At 35.5% G+C, this 19,421-nt stretch carries 18 protein-coding genes and 1 tRNA gene; 18 read left to right on the top strand and 1 reads right to left on the bottom strand.

Annotated features, from left to right (window positions below; all coding sequences use genetic code 11):
- Window positions 1-2 precede the first annotated feature (2 nt).
- Window positions 3-470: a hypothetical protein gene (locus tag C7381_RS06820; RefSeq protein ID WP_116480394.1), complete on the top strand. Its 468-nt coding sequence runs from the start codon at window positions 3-5 to the stop codon at window positions 468-470.
- A gap of 75 nt (window positions 471-545) precedes the next feature.
- Here C7381_RS06820 and C7381_RS06815 read toward each other — a convergent pair whose 3' ends face one another.
- Window positions 546-2,186, bottom strand: coding sequence for a tryptophanase (locus C7381_RS06815; RefSeq protein ID WP_116480393.1), 1,641 nt, complete (start codon window positions 2,184-2,186; stop codon window positions 546-548).
- 294 nt (window positions 2,187-2,480) lie between these two features.
- On the opposite strand from C7381_RS06815, the gene typA reads away from it, so the two are divergent.
- The 17 genes from typA (at window position 2,481) to C7381_RS06730 (ending at window position 19,393) form a co-directional block, all read left to right on the top strand.
- Entirely contained in the window at window positions 2,481-4,289 is a 1,809-nt protein-coding gene (gene typA / locus C7381_RS06810) for a translational GTPase TypA (RefSeq protein WP_116480392.1), read from the top strand.
- 21 nt (window positions 4,290-4,310) lie between these two features.
- The gene (gene cls / locus C7381_RS06805; protein WP_342748633.1) at window positions 4,311-5,756 is read left to right on the top strand and encodes a cardiolipin synthase; all 1,446 of its coding nucleotides are present in this window, start codon (window positions 4,311-4,313) and stop codon (window positions 5,754-5,756) included.
- A gap of 8 nt (window positions 5,757-5,764) precedes the next feature.
- On the top strand, window positions 5,765-6,541 hold the full coding sequence (locus tag C7381_RS06800) for an aminotransferase class IV (protein ID WP_116480391.1): 777 nt from the start codon (window positions 5,765-5,767) through the stop codon (window positions 6,539-6,541).
- Window positions 6,541-7,710, top strand: a complete 1,170-nt coding sequence (locus C7381_RS06795) for a MalY/PatB family protein (RefSeq protein WP_116480390.1) — start codon at window positions 6,541-6,543, stop codon at window positions 7,708-7,710. The genes C7381_RS06800 and C7381_RS06795 overlap by 1 nt, the downstream gene beginning before the upstream one ends.
- A gap of 138 nt (window positions 7,711-7,848) precedes the next feature.
- Window positions 7,849-7,924 (top strand) — tRNA-Thr (locus C7381_RS06790).
- Between the two features lie 489 nt (window positions 7,925-8,413).
- Window positions 8,414-10,174, top strand: a complete 1,761-nt coding sequence (locus C7381_RS06785) for an ABC transporter ATP-binding protein (protein ID WP_116480389.1) — start codon at window positions 8,414-8,416, stop codon at window positions 10,172-10,174.
- A 122-nt stretch (window positions 10,175-10,296) separates the two neighbouring features.
- Window positions 10,297-11,142 (top strand): UDP-N-acetylmuramate dehydrogenase, encoded by an 846-nt coding sequence (gene murB / locus C7381_RS06780; protein WP_165803626.1) that lies wholly within the window; start codon window positions 10,297-10,299, stop codon window positions 11,140-11,142.
- A 4-nt stretch (window positions 11,143-11,146) separates the two neighbouring features.
- Complete coding sequence (gene rapZ / locus C7381_RS06775) at window positions 11,147-11,998, top strand: RNase adapter RapZ (protein ID WP_116480387.1); 852 nt, start codon at window positions 11,147-11,149, stop codon at window positions 11,996-11,998.
- On the top strand, window positions 11,991-12,929 hold the full coding sequence (locus C7381_RS06770; protein ID WP_052085364.1) for a gluconeogenesis factor YvcK family protein: 939 nt from the start codon (window positions 11,991-11,993) through the stop codon (window positions 12,927-12,929). Before rapZ ends, C7381_RS06770 begins: the two co-directional genes overlap by 8 nt.
- Window positions 12,922-13,659 (top strand): shikimate dehydrogenase family protein, encoded by a 738-nt coding sequence (locus tag C7381_RS06765; RefSeq protein WP_116480385.1) that lies wholly within the window; start codon window positions 12,922-12,924, stop codon window positions 13,657-13,659. Before C7381_RS06770 ends, C7381_RS06765 begins: the two co-directional genes overlap by 8 nt.
- Window positions 13,652-14,359 carry a 3-deoxy-7-phosphoheptulonate synthase gene (gene aroF, locus C7381_RS06760; RefSeq protein WP_165803625.1) on the top strand — a complete coding sequence of 236 codons (708 nt, stop codon included), beginning with the start codon at window positions 13,652-13,654 and terminating at the stop codon, window positions 14,357-14,359. The genes C7381_RS06765 and aroF overlap by 8 nt, the downstream gene beginning before the upstream one ends.
- On the top strand, window positions 14,347-15,327 hold the full coding sequence (locus tag C7381_RS06755; protein ID WP_116480383.1) for a 3-dehydroquinate synthase: 981 nt from the start codon (window positions 14,347-14,349) through the stop codon (window positions 15,325-15,327). Before aroF ends, C7381_RS06755 begins: the two co-directional genes overlap by 13 nt.
- The gene (locus tag C7381_RS06750; protein ID WP_116480382.1) at window positions 15,285-16,448 is read left to right on the top strand and encodes a hypothetical protein; all 1,164 of its coding nucleotides are present in this window, start codon (window positions 15,285-15,287) and stop codon (window positions 16,446-16,448) included. Before C7381_RS06755 ends, C7381_RS06750 begins: the two co-directional genes overlap by 43 nt.
- Window positions 16,445-17,383, top strand: a complete 939-nt coding sequence (locus C7381_RS06745; RefSeq protein WP_116480381.1) for a chorismate synthase — start codon at window positions 16,445-16,447, stop codon at window positions 17,381-17,383. Before C7381_RS06750 ends, C7381_RS06745 begins: the two co-directional genes overlap by 4 nt.
- Complete coding sequence (locus C7381_RS06740) at window positions 17,380-17,889, top strand: shikimate kinase (protein WP_052085360.1); 510 nt, start codon at window positions 17,380-17,382, stop codon at window positions 17,887-17,889. Before C7381_RS06745 ends, C7381_RS06740 begins: the two co-directional genes overlap by 4 nt.
- Window positions 17,886-18,299: a type II 3-dehydroquinate dehydratase gene (locus C7381_RS06735; protein ID WP_034545572.1), complete on the top strand. Its 414-nt coding sequence runs from the start codon at window positions 17,886-17,888 to the stop codon at window positions 18,297-18,299. The genes C7381_RS06740 and C7381_RS06735 overlap by 4 nt, the downstream gene beginning before the upstream one ends.
- A 50-nt stretch (window positions 18,300-18,349) precedes the next feature.
- Entirely contained in the window at window positions 18,350-19,393 is a 1,044-nt protein-coding gene (locus C7381_RS06730; protein WP_116480380.1) for a M42 family metallopeptidase, read from the top strand.
- The last annotated feature ends 28 nt before the right edge of the window (window positions 19,394-19,421 follow it).

The following is a 19,421-nucleotide window of genomic DNA, read 5'->3' as shown; positions in this document are numbered from 1 at the left end:
TTTTGAACTACACTGATTTAAGTTTATTGCCTCAAAATTTAAATACTAAAATTTCAATTCCATTTTTCAATTCTCAGATTTTTAAGCGTGAAGAAATTTACTCATACAATAAAAAATATGATCTCAAGTGGAAGTCTGCACCTAATCCGGTAGACAAAGAAGTAGCTTTAATGGAAAAGAAAATGTGCAATTCGGATGAATATATAAAAATTAAAATCAGTGAGTTGGAGAGATTTAAGTCAGGTTTTATAAGTGAAATCAATATTAATTGCAGTAACATTTTATATGTTGGAGAATATATTTCATTAAAAGAGAGCGTCGCGGAATTCAAAGATTTCAAACTTTATTCCGCACTATTAATAAAAACCGATGAAAATGATAAAAACTATGTTGAAAACGTATACACCATAAAGATTAACAAAGACGGTTCGCAAAAATTTCTATCGGATGTTGTAGGTTTTATTAATTAAATATATATTTATAAAAAACAATTTCAAACAAAAAGGCGGCAAAGCTTTTAAGCTCTGTCGCCTTTTGTTTTATTTTTATTTATTTTCATATGGTTCCAAGAATGCGTGGAAATGTCTCATTGGGAGATTGTGTCCCCAAAGAATTCGCATATTCGGAATGCTTTCTCTGTCTTCATAGAGCGCTTTTACAGCAGCAATTACATAGTCTAGATGCTCTTGTGTAAGTCTGCTTCTATCGATTGCAAATCGTACTACATTCGCAAGTTCAGCTTGTTGTTCAGGAGTTTTCAAGTCGTATTCCATTGAGAAATCTCCGAGCTCAGCAACTCTTATGCCGTATCTTCTGATGAGTTCAAGTGAGAAGCCTTGACCTGCAAAAGTTTCGTGGCCACGTTTGCCGTCGAAAAATTCGTCCATATTGATGTAGACCGCGTGACCTCCGGCAGGAAGTACGACGCCTTTTACACCGGCTTTATAAAAACCTTGTGCAAGATATTCGCATTGTTTAACACGACTGTCCATATAGTTGAAGTTGCAACTTTCGTATAGACCGACACTTAAAGCCATAATGTCGCGACCGCTCATTCCGCCGTATGAGTCGTTACCATAGCATGAAATTTGTTTTACTTTAAGTCTTACACCGACATCCATCTTGATTGAGCCGTCTTCGTTGAAGTCGGAAAATTTTTGCCAGAAGAGACCTTTGTCTCTAAATGCTAGCATACCACCCATATTTGCGTGCCCATCTTTCTTTGCAGACATACAAAAACCGTCACAATAAGAGAACATTTCAGTTGCAATTTCTCCAATTGACTTGTCTTTGTAGCCTTCTTCGTTCATCTTTATGAAATATGAATTTTCAGCCCAACGTGCAACGTCAAAGATTAGAGGAATATCATATTTGTGAGCAATTTTATTCACTTCTCTTATATTTGCCATTGAAACAGGTTGTCCACAAACGGTATTGTTTGTAATACACATAAAGATCAACGGTACGTTTTCAACACCAACTTTTTGAATGAGTTCTTCAAGTTTTTCGAGGTTCATATTTCCTTTAAACGGATTCTTATCATATTTTCCGCCTTCAGGAATTTCATATAGCAGTTTTTTGTTGTATAGATTTCTTGGAATTGAGCCCATTTGCTTTATATTTCCTTCGGTTGTGTCGAAGTGACCGTTTGACGGAATTGTGAAAACTTTTCCCGGATGTCTTTCTTGTAAAATATTTCTAACAATTTCCATAAGCACTGATTCAGCTGCACGACCTTGTTGTATAATAAAAGAATTTGGACGTTCCATTTGGGCGGCTCCGCCATTAAATAGACCACCCTCATATTCACAAAGATAAACTTCGTCCATCATTTTCTTGACGTCTCTGCAGTCCGTTCTAACAAGATCTAAAATCTTTTTCCAGTTTTTTTCGCCGCCACGTTCGAAAATATCACGGAAGGTGTCCAAAAGAACATAGTACCCCGTATTTCTTCCATATGCTTCGTCTCCATAAAATAGAGAAGCCCATTGAGTATTCGTCATTGCTGTGGTTCCCGAATCTGAGAGCATATCAATTGTAAGAAGTCCTGATGGGAATGCAAATTCATTGTAGTGTGTAGCTTTTAAAGCCGTTTCACGTTCCTCCACTGTTACTGTAGGCAAATCCCTAACCGCATATGTAAAATGTGTCGGCGTAGGAACATTTAAAGAATATTTTTCAGTCATAATATACCTCCATTAATAGTTTATCGAGCATTTCCGCTCCTTAAAAACTTAAAGATGTTTAAATATAGATAATTTAAGCAACTTTAGTATTATTATATACTTTTAATATATTAAAGTCAACATGATAAATTTGTAGAATTTATTTAATAAATAATTTAATATTTAAACTTAGTTATTTAATCATTAATTTATAATTATAAAATTAATAAAAATCTCTATTTAATCATATTTTAACTGCTATTTACTTGAATAATCAAAGATTGGCTGTTATAATATACGTTAGGAGATGATAATTTGAAAGATATTAGAAATATAGCCATTATTGCTCACGTTGACCACGGCAAGACTACGCTTGTTGATGCTATGCTTAAACAGTCAGGTATTTTTAGGCAAAACCAAGTAGTTCAAGACCGTGTAATGGACTCTAATGACCTAGAACGTGAAAGAGGTATCACAATTACAAGTAAAAATACCTCTGTAGTTTATAATGACACAAAAATAAATATTATAGACACACCGGGCCACGCAGATTTCGGTGGTGAAGTTGAACGTGTTTTGAAGATGGCAGACGGGGTTCTTTTACTTGTTGACTCATTTGAAGGCCCAATGCCACAAACTAAGTTCGTATTAAAAAAAGCATTTGAACTTAACTTAAAAGTAATTGTAATAGTTAATAAAATCGACAGAAAAGATGCGAGAGTTGACGAGGTTATCGACGAGGTTCTAGATTTATTTATTGAGCTTGGAGCCGGTGATGAACAGTTGGAAGCACCGTTTTTATTTGCGTCCGCAAGAGACGGTTACTGTGGATACAGCGCACTCGAACCTGCAAAAGATTTGCATGAACTTTTTGATGCGATTGTAAAGTATATTCCTGCACCAAAAGTTGATGTAAATGGGCCTAAAAAGCTTTTGATTTCTACAATCGATTACAGTGAATATCTAGGTAGAATTGGAATCGGCAAAATCGAATCGGGAACATTAAAGGATAACGACAGCTGTATAGTTGTAAATCATAACGATCCGGATAGACATGTGCGTGCTAAAATTGCAGCATTATATGAGTTTGAAGGCTTGAATAGGGTTGAAGTAGAGTCTTCAACGGCTGGAAATATTGTTGCAGTTACAGGAATATCAGATCTTGAAATCGGAGACACGCTTACGGTTGAAGGGGAAAGCCCAATCGAATTTGTTAAAATCAGTGAACCGACAATTTCCATGACATTCAGTGTTAACGATTCACCTTTTGCTGGAAGGGAAGGTAAGTTTGTCACATCAAGACAACTCAGAAGCAGACTTATGAAAGAAATTGAAACAAATGTTTCTATGAAGATTGAAGAAACTGATTCGACAGACAGCTTTATTGTTAAAGGAAGAGGGGAGCTTCATATTTCAGTTCTTATTGAAACGATGAGAAGAGAAGGATATGAATTCCAAGTATCGAAACCTCAAGTTCTTTATAAGAGGGATGAAAATGGACAAAAGCTTGAACCTATAGAAGAGGTTATCATCGATGTTGACGCTGCTTATATAGGTTCAATTATGGATAAACTTGGTCAAAGAAAAGGTGAGCTAAAGAATATGACCGAAAGCAGAGGTGGGTATTCAAGACTTGAATTTGAAATCCCTGCCAGAGGTCTTATCGGATATAGACAAGAATTCTTAACTGACACCAGGGGAGAAGGAATTATAAATACTGAATTTAAAGACTTTGAACCATATAAGGGTGACATTCCTAAGAGACAAATGGGATCACTTATTGCGTTTGAAAATGCAACATCGACAGCTTACGGACTATTCCAAGCACAAGACAGAGGAAATCTGTTCATTGGACCGGGTGTTGAGGTCTATGAAGGAATGATTGTAGGAGAAAATCCTAAGGGACTCGATATTGAAGTTAACGTTGGTAAGGAAAAACAAAAGACAAATATGAGAGCTGCCGGTTCTGACGAAAACCTAAGACTTGTTCCACCGATTACGATGTCGCTTGAAGAAGCACTTGAATTTATTGAGGATGACGAACTTCTTGAAGTAACTCCAAATTCACTAAGAATTAGAAAGAAAATTTTGTCAAATCAAAAGAGATATAAATCAAAAAGATAGATTTAATTTGAGGTAGAAGAATTGAAAGAATTGATAATACCGATTTTAAGCAATTTACTTTGGATAAATATAATACTTGCTATTGCGGTGATCATTATGGAGAGACGTAATCCAACCACTACGTGGATGTGGATTACGATTCTCGTTCTTTTGCCGGGTTTTGGATTTTTTATATATTTATGGCTTGGAAGAAGTTTTAAAAAGCGAAAAATGTTTGAGGACAAATTCGTAAAAGATAGGCTTCAAAGTCATGGCCTTATTGGCGGCAAGCAAATATTGCACCGCGATATGGACAAACAACAAATATTTCCGTTTAACGAATATGCAGATATGATTGAAATGCATTTCAGGAACGGAGATTCTGTACTTACTATGGACAATGATTTCTTTCCGATTTTTGATGGGGAAGAATTTTTTGACATGCTTTTTAAAGAAATTGAAAATGCTAAAAGTTCAATTTATATTCAAACATATATTATGAGAAGCGACAATATGGGAAAAAGACTCTGCGATATTTTGAAGAAGAAGGCAAGAGAGGGTATAGATGTAAAACTTTTGATTGACGGAATGGGTTCGAGAAGGCTTCACTCTTCAGATATAAAAAAGATGCGTGAAGCCGGCGTTCAAGTTGAAATATTTTTCCCATTCTTTTTGAGTTTCGTTTCACCGAGAATTAATTATAGAAATCATAGAAAAATCTATATCTTAGATGGCAAAATTGGATATCTTGGCGGTTTTAACGTTGGAGATGAATATTATGATGGTGGGAAAAAATGGGAATCTTGGAGAGATTCCGTTATAAAAATAAAGGGTTCTGCAGTATATATGTTGAAATACAGATTTATTCTTGATTTCAATTTTGCGTCCGGAAGCAAACATGTTAAATATGGAGACGAGATTAATGAGTTCAGAGGAAAAAGTGCGTGTCAAATTGTTACATCTGGGCCGGATAATGAATGGCCGAGCATAAAAGATGGCTTTTTAAAAATGATTTCTTCTGCGAAAGATAGTATATACATTGAAACACCATATTTTATCCCAGATGATTCAGTGCTTGAGAGCCTCAGGGTTGCTATACTTTCGGGAGTAAAAGTAAAACTTCTTCTTCCGTTTAAAGGTGATCATCCGTTCGTTTTTTGGGCATCGCTATCTTTTGCAGGCAAAATTTTGGAAGCGGGTGGAGAAGTTTATTTCTATAAAAAAGGTTTTCAACATTCTAAGGTTATAATTATGGATAACAAGATGGTTTCAATGGGAACTGCGAACATGGATGTCCGAAGTTTCCAACTCAACTTTGAAGCAAATGCTTTTATTTATGATGAAAAAATTGCAAGACAATTTTCTGAGAAGTTTATTGAAGATATAAGAGAAAATTCATATTGCCTAACATTCGAAGAATATAAAAAGAGGAGCAATTGGATCAGAATAAAAGAAAATGTTTCAAGACTGGGTAGCCCTATCTTATAGGAGGGAAAATGATTTATAAAAATGGCAATCTTTTAGATGAAAAACCATATTTAAATGATAATTTTATTTATGAAGTTATAAGAAGCGAAGATGGAGTTTATTTGTTTTTAGAAGATCACATGAAGAGATTATATGGAAATCTTGAAAAAGCAAACAAAACAGAATTGTTTGATAAAATAAAGGGTATAATGTCGGATTTTAAACCTGAAAGAAATGTTGAAAGCGTCATGATTATGGTTGACGGCGAAGATGTTTTTATGGAAGATATGAAAATTCGAGAAGTGACGGACTTTGAAAGAAAAAATGGAGTCAATATCGGGCTTTACGAATTTGAAAGGCTAAATCCGGAGAGAAAGATTTATAGAAAGAATTTTAAAAAAGAGGTTCAAGAAATCATGGACAGAAATGATTTGTTTGAGCTTCTTCTGTATAATGGCAACGAGGTTCTCGAGGGTTCGCGATCCAATTTTTATTATATAAAAGACGGAAAAATTTTTGAGCCTACAAAGAACAAAACTTTGCCTGGAGTAGTTAAAAAGAATTTTTATAAGATGTGCGAAGATAGACTTTCTTTGGAAGTGGAAGAGAGGGAACTGTCACTTGATGAACTTAAAACAATTGACGGTGCGCTACTTTCAGGAACCGGAATGGATGTAGTTTCTGTAAAAAGTATAAATGGCAGAGAATTGAGCGGGAAAGATTATGAACTATCGATTGAACTCGCCCAAAAATTTAGAGAATTTATAGATGATTACAAGAAAGAGTTTGAAGAAACGAGGGTATAATGAAATACGATTTTGAAACGCTAACAAACAGAAGAGAACAAGGCTCTGTAAAATACAGAAAAACATTCAGAGAATTTCCCGATTTGCCGGTTGACACGATTCCGCTTTCAACAGCAGACATGGAATTTAAAAATCCACCGGAAATGGTCGAAGGATTGAAAAAGTTTTTAGATGAAATGGTTCTTGGATACACTGAAGCAAACGAAGACTTCAAGGAAGCTTTGAAATCATGGCTCAAAAGAGTGCACGATTTTGAAGTTATGGATGAATGGATGGTAAACAACACGGCGGTCGTTCCTGCGATTTTTAATGCAGTAAAATCACTCACAAACGAAGGAGACGGCGTAATAGTTATGTCTCCGGTATATTTTCCTTTTTTCAGTGCAGTCACTTCACAAGGAAGAAAGCTTGTTGACGCTCCTCTAATTGAAAAAGACAACAGATTTTATATCGATTTTGAAAAGTTTGAAGAACTTGCTAAAATGAAAGAAAACAAAGTGCTTCTTTTCTGTTCACCTCATAATCCGGTTACACGCGTTTGGACAAGAGAAGAACTTGAAAAGCTTGAGAAAATAATTCTTGAAAACGATTTGTATTTGATAAGCGATGAGATTCACTCGGACATAATAATGCCGGGTCATAAACATATTGTATTTCAAACGTTATCGGATGAACTCGCAGACAGAACAATCACATTCACATCGGCATCAAAGACATTTAATCTCGCCGGAATGGGAGTTTCTACAACAATTATAAAAAATCCTGAGCTCAAAAAGAATTTTATACAAGCAGTTATGGGCGTTCAATCGCACGCAAACTCCGCACTCGGATTTAAAGCTGCTGAAATTTGCTACAATGAATGCGAAGAATGGCTAGGTCAACTTATTGAAAAAATAATCGAAAATCAAAATGTTTTGAAAGAAGAGCTTAAAGACACAAAGATTAAGATCGTTGAACCTGAAGGAACTTATCTCATGTTCCTCGATTTCCGCGCATACGATATGACGCGTGAGGAAAGAGAAAAAACTCTTGCAGAGGATTGTGCTGTGATTTTTGATCATGGACATAAGTTCGGAGAAGTTGCGGACGGATTTGAAAGAATAAACCTTGCCGCACCGACAGAAGTTATAAGAGACGCTGCAAGAAGACTTAAAAAATATTTTAATTAAATCACTTAAACACTTTTCAATTTCGAGAAGTGTTTTTTGTTTATGCAAAAATGTATTCGAGAGATTTACCGAAAAATTGCGTTTAAAACACTTGTAATTATAAATGGAATTTGGTATAATAGATTTTGTTATAAACATGCTGAAGTGGCTCAGTCGGTAGAGCAGCTGATTCGTAACCAGCAGGTCGCAGGTTCGATTCCTGTCTTCAGCACCAAATAAAACGTTGCAATTTTAATGGTTGTAACGTTTTTTTTATTTTTGTGGATTTTCGAAAAATCAACATAAAATCATATATTTTTACGCACGTTGCACACAAACCGAGCACAAATTGAGCACAAAACACGCAGTTCTGAACTTCACATTATTGTAAAAATCTACTGCTTATACTAACTCATGTGATTGATTTATTACATAAAATCTATCCGTTGTTTCGAAGTCAGCATGACAGAGTTACAAAATAAATCAATAAATCTTATTAATATAATTTTGGTTTAATTATTTTTTTTGGGTATAAATATTGTGAAAGAATTTTATAAGTGCAATTAATCATATAAAATATAGCATAACTATATTAATTACACACAAAGTACTTAACTAAAACTACACATCTTCTCTCATAAAATAAATTTTATATTAGACACTGAAAATCTTGTTATTTTAGATGGAGATGTTAACATGTGGTGAAAAACTATAGGAGGAAAATATGAATAAATCGGAAAAGCCATCATATCTAAAAATATTTTTTAGGTCACTTGGGTTGATTTTTAAAAGTGCACCTACCAAAGTTACATTTCTTATGATAATTTTGGCACTGCAAATTTTTATTCCTGTCGTTCAAGCGACGGCAATTGCAAAATTCATAGACAGTGTAAAAACGCTATCGGATGTTAAATCAGCGATACTTATAATGTTACCGTTTATCATTGCGGTGCTCATAGATTTTTTGGTGGGCCCGCTGATGATGATTGTGCAAGGGGAATGCACAGATTCACTTGTTAAAAAGGTCAATATGGATCTTTTTAATAAAGTCTCAGAAGTGGATAACTTAAACACATTGGACAATCCTGAATTTTACGACAGACTCAATATGCTTCAAATGGAAATCGCATTCAGACCGATAAATTTGATTGTATTTTCATTTTCTATCATAAGAATTTTCGTTACAATCGTGGTTATGTTTGCTCAGCTATCGGCTTATTCCATTTGGATTCCACTAGCATTTTTGGTTGGTATTTTTCCTCAAAGTTATATCGTCTACAAACTCCAAGTGGCAGCTTATGAAAACACCGTCACAAGATCGCCTTTTGTAAAACAATTAAACTATTACAGGGACATATTGCTCGGAAGAGATTTTTCAAAAGAAAGAGTTGTCTTTAAATATGGCGACAAATTTAAAGAAGATTATGATGAAATTATTGATAGAATTAATGGGGAATCCGCTAAAGACAGAAGAAAGAAGGGACTTGCCGGAGTGCTTGTTTCAATTTTTGGAGTCGTGGTTTTATCCATAACAATAGTTTTATTTGTGAAAAACGTAGTCGCCGGAATTTATACCATCGGGGCTCTTTCGCTATTTCTAAATTATCTTTTATACACTGCAAGAAGCTCCATAAGATTTATCGAGGAAGGCTCGATGCTTCTTGAAACGGAACTTTTTATGAATACTTATTTTGAATTTTTGGATTTCGATTTCAATATGGCTTCCGGAGATTCAAATTGCAACGATGTGAATAAAATTGAATTTAAAAGTGTGTCATTCAAATATCCGGGAAGAGATGACTATGCTTTGGAAAATGTGAGCTTCGATTTTAACTTCGGGGATAGGCTTGGAATTGTGGGCGTAAACGGTTCGGGGAAAACCACAATTATGAAGCTTTTATTGAGGCTATATGACGCCGATAGCGGTCAAATTCTCATAAACGGCAAAGACATTAAGGAATACGATATTGACGAGCTTAGAAGTTCCTTTGGAGTGCTCTTTCAAGATTTCAATAAATACGAAATCACTTTCCGTGAAAATGTGGAGCTGAGCAATATAAATAAAAATTCCAAGAATGATCTCGCCCAGTCAATACATCGTTCAGGCGCTGATTCAGTACTGAAAAAATTCGGCAATAATATGGAAACACATTTGGGCAAAATTTACAATGACGGTGTGGAAATTTCGGGCGGCGAGTGGCAAAGAATTGCAACCGCAAGAACTCTCTATCACGGAGGAAATGTGCTGATATTTGACGAACCGACGAGCGCACTTGATCCGATACAAGAAAAAGTTTTCTGGGAAAATCTTTTGGAAGACTCCAATATCAGATCCGCAATTTTTACTACGCATAGAATTCAAGGTTTAAGAAGAGCGACAAAATTTATTGTGCTTGATGCCGGAAAAGTTGTGGAAGAAGGAAGTTTTGATGAGTTGATGAATGCAAACGGAAAGTTTTTCGAGCTATTTAATGCACAAAACTAATTGTAGTTAGAATTTATATAAATAAAAATATTTCAATAAAAAAAGAGTACTGCATCTAAAACGTAGAAAGCACTCTTTTTTTATTGCTCATAATTGGGTATAATGTATGTATGAGGTGTAATATGGAAGTATTGAAAAATGTATCTATTAAACCATATACGTCGATGAAAGTCGGAGGGAATGTAAAAGAGATTTTCTTTCCGGAAGATACTGACGATATTATAGATGTTTTAAATAAATGTAATGAAGTAATTGTAATAGGGAATTGTTCCAATCTTATTATTCCGGACGAGTATTATGATAAAAGTTTTATGATTTTAAGGGACAATTTTTCAAAAATCCGAAAGGACGGATATAGAATTGTGGCTGAATCCGGAGCCACTATGAAAGCACTGAGCAGGTTCGCACTTAAGTCTTATTTAAAAGGTTTTGAATTTTTGGACGGAATTCCGGGAACTGTAGGTGGAGGAATTTTTATGAATGCAGGTGCGTATGGACCGGTTATAAGCGACGTTTTGGAAAGTGTTAGAGCAATTAGAGACGGTAAGATTGTAAGTTATACAAAAGAACAAATCGATTTTTCGCAAAGGCACAGTTCATTTCAAACAAACGGAGAAATAATTGTTGGTGCGACATTTATAGGCGAAGAAGGTGACCAAAAAGAAATCGAGGCTGTTATTAATGATTTGAACGGAAGAAGACGTGAAAAGCAACCACTCGAATATCCTTCATGTGGAAGTGTGTTTAAGAGACCTGAAAACGGTTTTGCGTCAAAGATTATAGATGAATGTGGACTTAAAGGTCTAAGAATCGGCGGGGCGGAAGTCTCAAAGAAGCACGCCGGCTTTATTATAAATGTCGACAATGCAAGTTATGAAGATGTAGTTTCACTTATTCAAAAGGTTCACGATATTGTCCTTGAGAAGACGGGAATAAGTTTGGAAACTGAAGTCAAGATTTTGAGGTGATATTATGGAAATTGTTATAGTCACAGGACTTAGCGGTGCGGGAAAGACCGCTGCTTTAAATGTTTTGGAAGATGAGGGCTATCTTTCAATAGACAATTTGCCTACACCTCTTATAAGAGATTTGGTTGAACTTATGGAGGAAACTCCGGAGATAAATAAAATTGCACTTGCTCTTGACCAAAGGGGACGCGTATTTAAACGTGAACTTTATAAAACTATAAAAGATTTGAAAGATGACTACGGAGCAAAGGTTTTATTCTTAAATGCAACGGACAATGAGCTTATCAAGCGTTTCAAGGAGAAGAGAAGACTTCATCCAATGAGTCCCGGAGGTACAATTGTCGAAGGCATTCGAAAAGAAAGAGAACTCATGGACCGGGTGATGGATCTTTCGATTCCGATAGATACCACGAATTTGACTTTAGGTGAACTCAAAAATATTATTCACAGTTTGGTTTTAAATGATAAAAATGAAATCTCAGTTATTTTTAAAACTTTCGGATTTAAAAACGGAATTGTTGCTGACGCTGATTTAGTCTTTGATGTGCGATTTATCACAAATCCATATTATGTGTCGGAACTAAAACTAAAGAGTGGATATAATCCTGATTGTTATAATTTTGTTTTAGCTCAAAATGAGAGCGGTGAATTTATTGAAAAAGTACATGATTTATTGAAATTTTTGATTCCACTATATGAAAATGAGGGTAAGGAGCAACTTATAGTTGCTTTCGGTTGCACAGGTGGAAGACAACGTTCAGTTAGTGTTGCAAGGAGACTTGCAGAACTTCTAAAAGAGTCTGGAATAAATATAACTATTATAAATCGAGATTTAGATGAGGCACACAATGATTAAACTTGCGGCAATAGGCGGCGGAACAGGACTTAGTGTTCTATTAAACGGTCTTAAGAAAAAATTTGAAGTTTCTGCTATTGTTACGGTTGGTGATAATGGCGGGGGAAGTGGAATTTTAAGAGAGGATTTAAACATGCTCCCACCAGGTGACATAAGAAACTGTCTTCTTGCACTTTCGGAAGCACCGGACGATTTGAGGAAACTTTTAAGTTATAGATTTGAAGACGGTTCTTTAAAGGGACAGTCACTTGGAAATTTGATTATAGCAGGTATGGTTAAGAGCGAAGGTTCTTTTGAAAATGGAATTCAAGTTGTTTCTAATGTCTTAAATTTAAAGGGCAAGGTTTATCCGGTGACAATTGACAATATGGATTTGTGTGCAGTTCTTACTGACGGTGTACAGGTAAGAGGTGAGTCTGAGATTGCGATTTTTGCTCTAAAAAGAAAAGCGGGAATTAAAGAGCTTTCATTGATGAATCACGTAAATATTTCTGAACATGCAAAAGAGGCGATATCAAGTGCTGATGTCGTCACATTGGGGCCGGGAAGTTTATACACATCTGTTATATGTAATCTCCTTGTTGACGGCGTAAGAGAGGCGTTAAAGGACAAAAAAATCGTTTATATTGCGAACGTTATGACTCAACCTGAGGAAACGAATGGATATACTCTTTATCATCACGTTGAGGAAGTTGAGCGATATCTGGGTCGTGAAATTGATTTTGTACTTGCAAATGATGTGCTTCCGAAGAGAGAACTCATTGAAAAATACAGTTTTGAGGGTAGCATTCCCGTAGTTGTTACAAATGAGGATCGAGAAATTTTAAATACTAAGCTAATAACGGGTGAATTTCTTGAAGTTAAGAGCGGTTATGTAAGGAGTAATTCCAAAAATATAACCGATACACTTTCGGAGCTTTTTGATGTATAAATGCTATTTGCTCGGGAAAAATATTAAGAATTCACGATCCGGAGAGATTTATCGAGAATTGTCGGAAAAAGACAAGATAGATTTTTTATATGAAAATGCGGACATGAATCTAGAAGAGATTCCGGAATTTGTGAGATTTATAAAGGAAACCGGTGCAAGAGGATTTAATGTTACGGCACCGTATAAATCTGAGATAATAAAATATCTTGATGAAATGTCGGAAGCGGTCAAAGTACTTGGTGCAGCTAACACTGTCATAAATGAAAATGGAAAACTTGTAGGATATAACACTGACGTGTACGGAGCAAAGGCGGCGTATAGAGAATTTTTAAGATATGGTAAAACATTGATTCTTGGAAGAGGAGGAGCTGCGAGAGCTCTTGTTTATGCGTTTAAAGATTTGGATTTGACTTTATATGTAAGAGATTCGAGTGAAAATGATATACTTTTAAAGATAAAGCCGGACCTTAATTTTATTTATGATTTAGAGAATTGCGATTTTACAAATATTATTAATGCCACAAGCGTCGGTTTTAATGAAGATAAAGCGATTTTTACAAAGAAATTCAATTCACAGAAAACGGCAGTGGATATTATTTATACGCCTGAGTGCACTCTTTTTCTAAGCGAGATGAAAAAACAGGGTGTAGAAATAAAAAATGGATACGATATGCTATATTATCAGGCGGTTGAAGCATATAAGTTATATAAGGGTGAAGAAAATGATTAGAATTATTGCAGGTTCATGTTCAATTGAAAGCGAGAGGCAAGCTCTCTCTCTTGCGATTGAATTAAAAAAACGTGGAATAACTGAAATGAGAGCGGCACTTTTTAAGCCGCGAACCGATCCTAAAGATTTTCAGGGCATCGGTTGGAAAGGACTACCGATCCTTGATAAAATCAGAGAGATGGGCATGAAAACTGTTACAGAGGTTATCGGTGTAAATCAAATTGAGAAACTTTATGACCATGTCGATATTTTTCAGATCGGTGCAAGAAATATGCAAAACTTTGAGCTTTTAAGAGAGATTGGGAAAACTGATAAGCCTGTAATTTTAAAACGAGGTTTTTCAAACACAGTTCACGAATTCTTAAAAGCAGCGGAATATATAAAACTTGAAGGAAATAATAAGATAACCCTTTGCGAGAGGGGGATTAGAAGCTTTGACGATGTTACGAGAAATGTTTTGGACATCGGGGCAATTATTTATATTAAAGAAAACACTGACTATAAAATTATTGCGGACCCTAGTCATTCAATGGGGAAACGTGATTTTGTAAGACGTGCAGCCAGAGCTGCAGTTGCTGCCGGTGCGGACGGAATAATTGTTGAAGTGCATGAAAATCCGGAAATTGCTCTAAGTGATTCGAAGCAAACAATTCCGCTTGGAACATTTGATAAAATTTTGGAGGATTTGTGGAAAAAATAATTTTAAAATCCATAAAAAATAAATCAGACTATATAGACACAGAAGAATACTTGGTTGTTGCTGACAGGAAATTAAAAGGTTTATATCCGGATATTTTTCCTGATAACACTATGTTTATTGAGGGTGGAGAGTGTGCGAAAACAAAAGAAGTTTTATTTTCATTAGTTGAGCGAATGCACGAGTTGTCGCTTACTAGAAATTCGACACTTTATGTAGTTGGAGGCGGAACTATTTCCGATGTCGCGTCTTTTGCCGCTGGTATTTATATGCGAGGAATAAGACATGTAATTCTTCCTACGACACTTTTGTCGATGACAGATGCGGCGATTGGAGGAAAGTGTGCGATAAATTTTATGCATGCAAAGAACAATGTAGGAATTTTTAAAGAGCCGGACATTGTTTATATCGATGCGGACTTTACAAATACTCTTGAAGCGGATGACTTAAAAGATGGTTTTGTGGAAGGTTTTAAACTTGCAGCACTATTTGATAAAGATGTTGCAATCAAAATGTTTGAACTTTTAAAAGCCGGAGAAAAAGAGAAACTCATAAACAAAATGACTGAGTATGCACCTTTTAAAAAAGCAAAAATTGTCGAGATGGATTTTCGAGATAAGGCAATAAGAAATCTTTTAAATGCAGGGCACACGGTTGCACATTTTTTGGAAAGCCAATCTGATTATAAAATAAGTCACGGAAAGGCTGTTGCGATGGGGCTCTTCATGGAGGCGATGCTCGGATATTCTGATGAGGAGACAATTCAAATTTTTAGAGAATTTTATGAGATTTTATATGGAAAACCGGAGATTAAAAAAGATATAGATTTTGATTTCAGTGCGGACAAAAAAGCTGTGGACAAAGAATCTATAGATGTTCCGATTGTGGAATCTATTGGAAAAGGGAAGATTGTGAGGGTAAAAAGAGCGTGGCTGGAAGAAAATTTGAAAAAAATTTTGATGAAAATTTAAAAATTCCATATTTACCATGTTCATCAAAAAGCTACAGTCACAGATTTTTGCTTTTGAGTTATGTTTTAAATAGACCGACAAAAATTAAGAACTTTAGTTTTTCAGAAGATGCAAATATAACGCTTTTCGCTCTTTATGATAATTATAAATTCAAATATTATAATAGTCGCTTTGGGAAAACCGCAGAACTTATACTTCTTCCTAAATGGAAAACTAAGAAGGAAGCACATTATTTAAAAGATAGCGGGAGCAGTCTAAGATTTCTCATTCCGGTTTTTCTGGACGGGAAGAAACATAAGCTCGAAGGAAGTGAACGACTTTTTGAAAGACCGCTTGATTACTACGAAAAACTTTTTAAAGATGAGGGAATTGAGTTTAAAAAATCAAAGAATTCTATTGAATTTTCAGGAAAGTTAACTCGAGAAAAATTTGATGTAGACATATCAAAGTCAACACAGTTTGCCTCAGGCATGATGATGGCGGGCGTTAATCAATTTGATGTAAATTATGGCGAGGGGCCAAATATTCAATATATCCACCAAACTGAAGACGCAATTCTAAGAATGAACAAAAGTTCTGAAAAAATAGAAGTTCATGTGCCTGAAGATATGAGCAATAGAGCTTTTTTTGAAGTATTAAAATATTTTAATAGGCTTGACGGCGATATGCCTAAAATGAAGGCTGCAAAATCGACTGATAACATAATAGGAGAGTGGCTTAAATCAAACAAAAGTATTTTTGATTTAAGCAACAATTTGGATCTTGCACCGGTTTTTACTGCGGCACTTGCAATAAAATCGGCAATGAATGGAAAAAGATATAAAATTATAGGTATAAAAAATCTTGCGTTTAAGGAATCGAATAGAACTCTTGAAATAAAAAAAGTTTTGAATTTGTTCGGCTATGCTGTTTCAATTGGGCGAGATGCAATTGTTATCTGCGAAAGAACTTCGGATTTTGATTATGAACGTTCGATTTATTTATATCCGAAAGAACACAGGATTTTTCATATGGCGCTCATACTTTCATGTTTTCATAAGGGGAGAGTATTTATTAAAAATAAAGAATGCCTAAAAAAATCACATTTTGAGCTATATAGTTTTTTGGGGAGGATGAAATGAGTTTTTCTATTGGAAAAGTTGTAAAATTTAATATTTTCGGAGCTTCCCATGACATTTGCGTTGGAGGAAGTTTGGAGGGACTCCCTGCAGGAACAAAGATAGACTTTGAAAAAATAAAATCAAATCTCGAAAGGCGAAGACCGAGTTTAAAAGGCGAGACAAAGAGAGTCGAAAAGGACGATTTTTTATTTGTGTCAGGTTTGGAGGACGGACACACGACGGAAGCACCTTTTACTTTTGCGATTAAAAACGAGGATATAAAACCGGAAGATTATGAGGAGATATCGAACATATTTAGACCGGGACATGCGGATTATTCTAAGTATGTAAAATATAACGGGAACGCTTTTAAAACCGGCGGAGGAATATTTTCCGGCAGAATGACTGCACCTATAGTTGTCGCAGGCACTGTTGTAAGGGATATACTTTTAAAAATGGGTATCACGCTTGAATCAAACACAATTTTCGGAGAATCGGGCACCGGAGCCAAAATAAAAGTCTCTGTTCACGGAGTTAAAGCGGGTGTAGGTGAACCGTTTTTCGACAGCTTTGAATCTGAAATTGCGCATGCGATGTTTTCAATACCTGCAGTAAAGGGCGTGAACTTCGGAGAAATAGAAAATCTGTACAATAAAAAAATTGAAGATATATATGAGGAGTACGAGATTAAAGACGGTGAACCGAAACTAAAACACAACTATTGGGGCGGAGTTGACGGTGGTATAACAAATGGAGAAGAAATTTATTTTTATATACTTCTAAAACCGATTCAAACACACGATTTTTCGATTCAAACAGTTGATAAGGAGTATAATGAAGTGAAGACGAAGTTCGAAGGTAGGCACGACAAGAATATTTCAAAACGTGTTCAAGTTGTCTTGGAGTCGATGACTGCGATAGTTTTATATGATTTAATAAGGAGAGGGTCGAAGTGAATATAGTTTTAATCGGAATGCCTGGTTGCGGAAAGACAACTCTTTCGCTCGAACTTAGAAAAATGCTTGGCTACAAGGCAATTGACTCGGATAGGTATATAAAAAAAACATCCGGAATGACTGTTGATGAACTTTTTGAAATCGGCGAAGATTTTTTTAGAATAGAGGAAACAAAAGCACTCGTCGACATAATGAATAAATATGATAGAACTGTAGTCGCAACCGGAGGCGGTGTCGTTGAGAGGGCGTGCAACAAAGAGGTTTTAAAGAAAAACGGATTTGTTATTTTTATAAATCGCGATCTTAATGAAATCAGAAAAGTTTTGACCAGCAAAAATAGGCCGCTACTTAGAAATAATAAGGATAAAGTTTTAAATTTATTATATGAGAGGCGAATTGACAAGTATAGAGATTTTTGCGATATGGAAGTTAGGGTCAATAACGGCTTATTTTTAACAGCGAGCTTTATAAAAGATGAACTTAGAAGGATGGGAATTGTAAAATGAGAATATTAGTAGTAAACGGTCCGAATCTTAGATATTTGGGTATCAGAGAACCGGAAAAATACGGCACGAAGTCGCTAACGGATATAGAAAATGAATTGAGGTCTATGGCAGATTTAAATGACAATGACATAGAATTTTTTACGTCGAATTCAGAAGGAGAAATAATAGACAGGATTCAGCTCAGAGATTACGATGGGCTAATAATAAATCCAGGAGCATATTCTCACTATAGCATTGCTATATTAGACGCTCTTCTTTCAATAGATGTGCCCAAAGTTGAAGTGCACATAACAAATGTGTTTAGACGTGAAGAAGAGAGAAGAAATCTTGTCACCGCTCGCGGTGCTGACGGAGTTATCGCCGGATTTGGAGATTATGTATATAAAATGGCTTTGAGCTATTTTTTGTAATTTTGCATTAAAAATGTTATAATTAAAATGTATTATTAAGGAGGTATATTATGGCATTTAAATATGATTTAGATTATATTATCAATTTTGGTATTGAACTTTTAAAGACACCATCACCGACAGGGGACACACAAAAGGCTGTTAAACTTGTAAAGGATGAGCTTGAAAAATATTATCCTTGTGAATATACAAGAAAAGGAGCTTTGATTTGCAAAATTGAAGGGGAAAACAAGGAAGATGCTCTTTTATTGTCAGCACACGTTGACACACTTGGAGCAATGGTTAAAGAACTAAAACCGAACGGACGCTTAAAAATGAGCATGCTCGGTGGATACGCTTGGGCAACGGTTGAAGGTCTTGAAGTCAGAATTCCAACGGAAGATGGCAGAGAATATACAGGCACAATTATGACAACAGCTGCATCAAGTCACGTGAACGGTTCACTCACACAATCAATCGAAAGAAATGATAAGAACCTCGAAATCCGTGTTGACGAAGTTGTAAAGAGCAAAGAAGATTTGGAAAAATTAGGAATTCAAGTTGGTGACTTCGTTTATTACAATACAGGAACAAGACTCTGTGATTCAGGCTATTTAAAGAGCCGTCACCTCGATGATAAAGCATGCGTTATTTCTCTTTTAGGTATTGCAAAATATTTGAAAGAAAACAATATAGTTCCACCAAGAACAACATATTTATTCATTTCAAACTATGAAGAAGTAGGTCACGGATCAAGTGCTGGAGTTCCAAAAGAAGTTACTGAATTTATTTCGGTAGATATGGCTGCCCCTGGACCTGGACAAACTTCAGACGAACAAAAAACAACAATTTGCGTTAAGGACTCAACCGGACCTTACGATATCGATATGAAGAGAAAGCTAATAAAGCTCGCAAAAGAAAATGACATTCCATACGAACTCGATATTTACCCATTCTATGGATCAGATGCTTCTGCTGCACAAAGAGCAGGCGTTGATGCAAGAGCAGCACTAATTGGACCTGGTGTTGATGCAAGTCACAGCTTTGAACGTACACACATTGATGGTATTAAAGCAACAACTGACTTAGCGCTCGCATATGTATTGGCAAAATAAAAGCAAATTAAAATGGCTACTATAAAAA

This window comes from Ezakiella coagulans, from assembly GCF_003096635.1.
Classification (GTDB): Bacteria; Bacillota; Clostridia; order Tissierellales; family Peptoniphilaceae; genus Ezakiella; species Ezakiella coagulans.
This window is presented reverse-complemented; position numbering and strand designations above follow the sequence as displayed.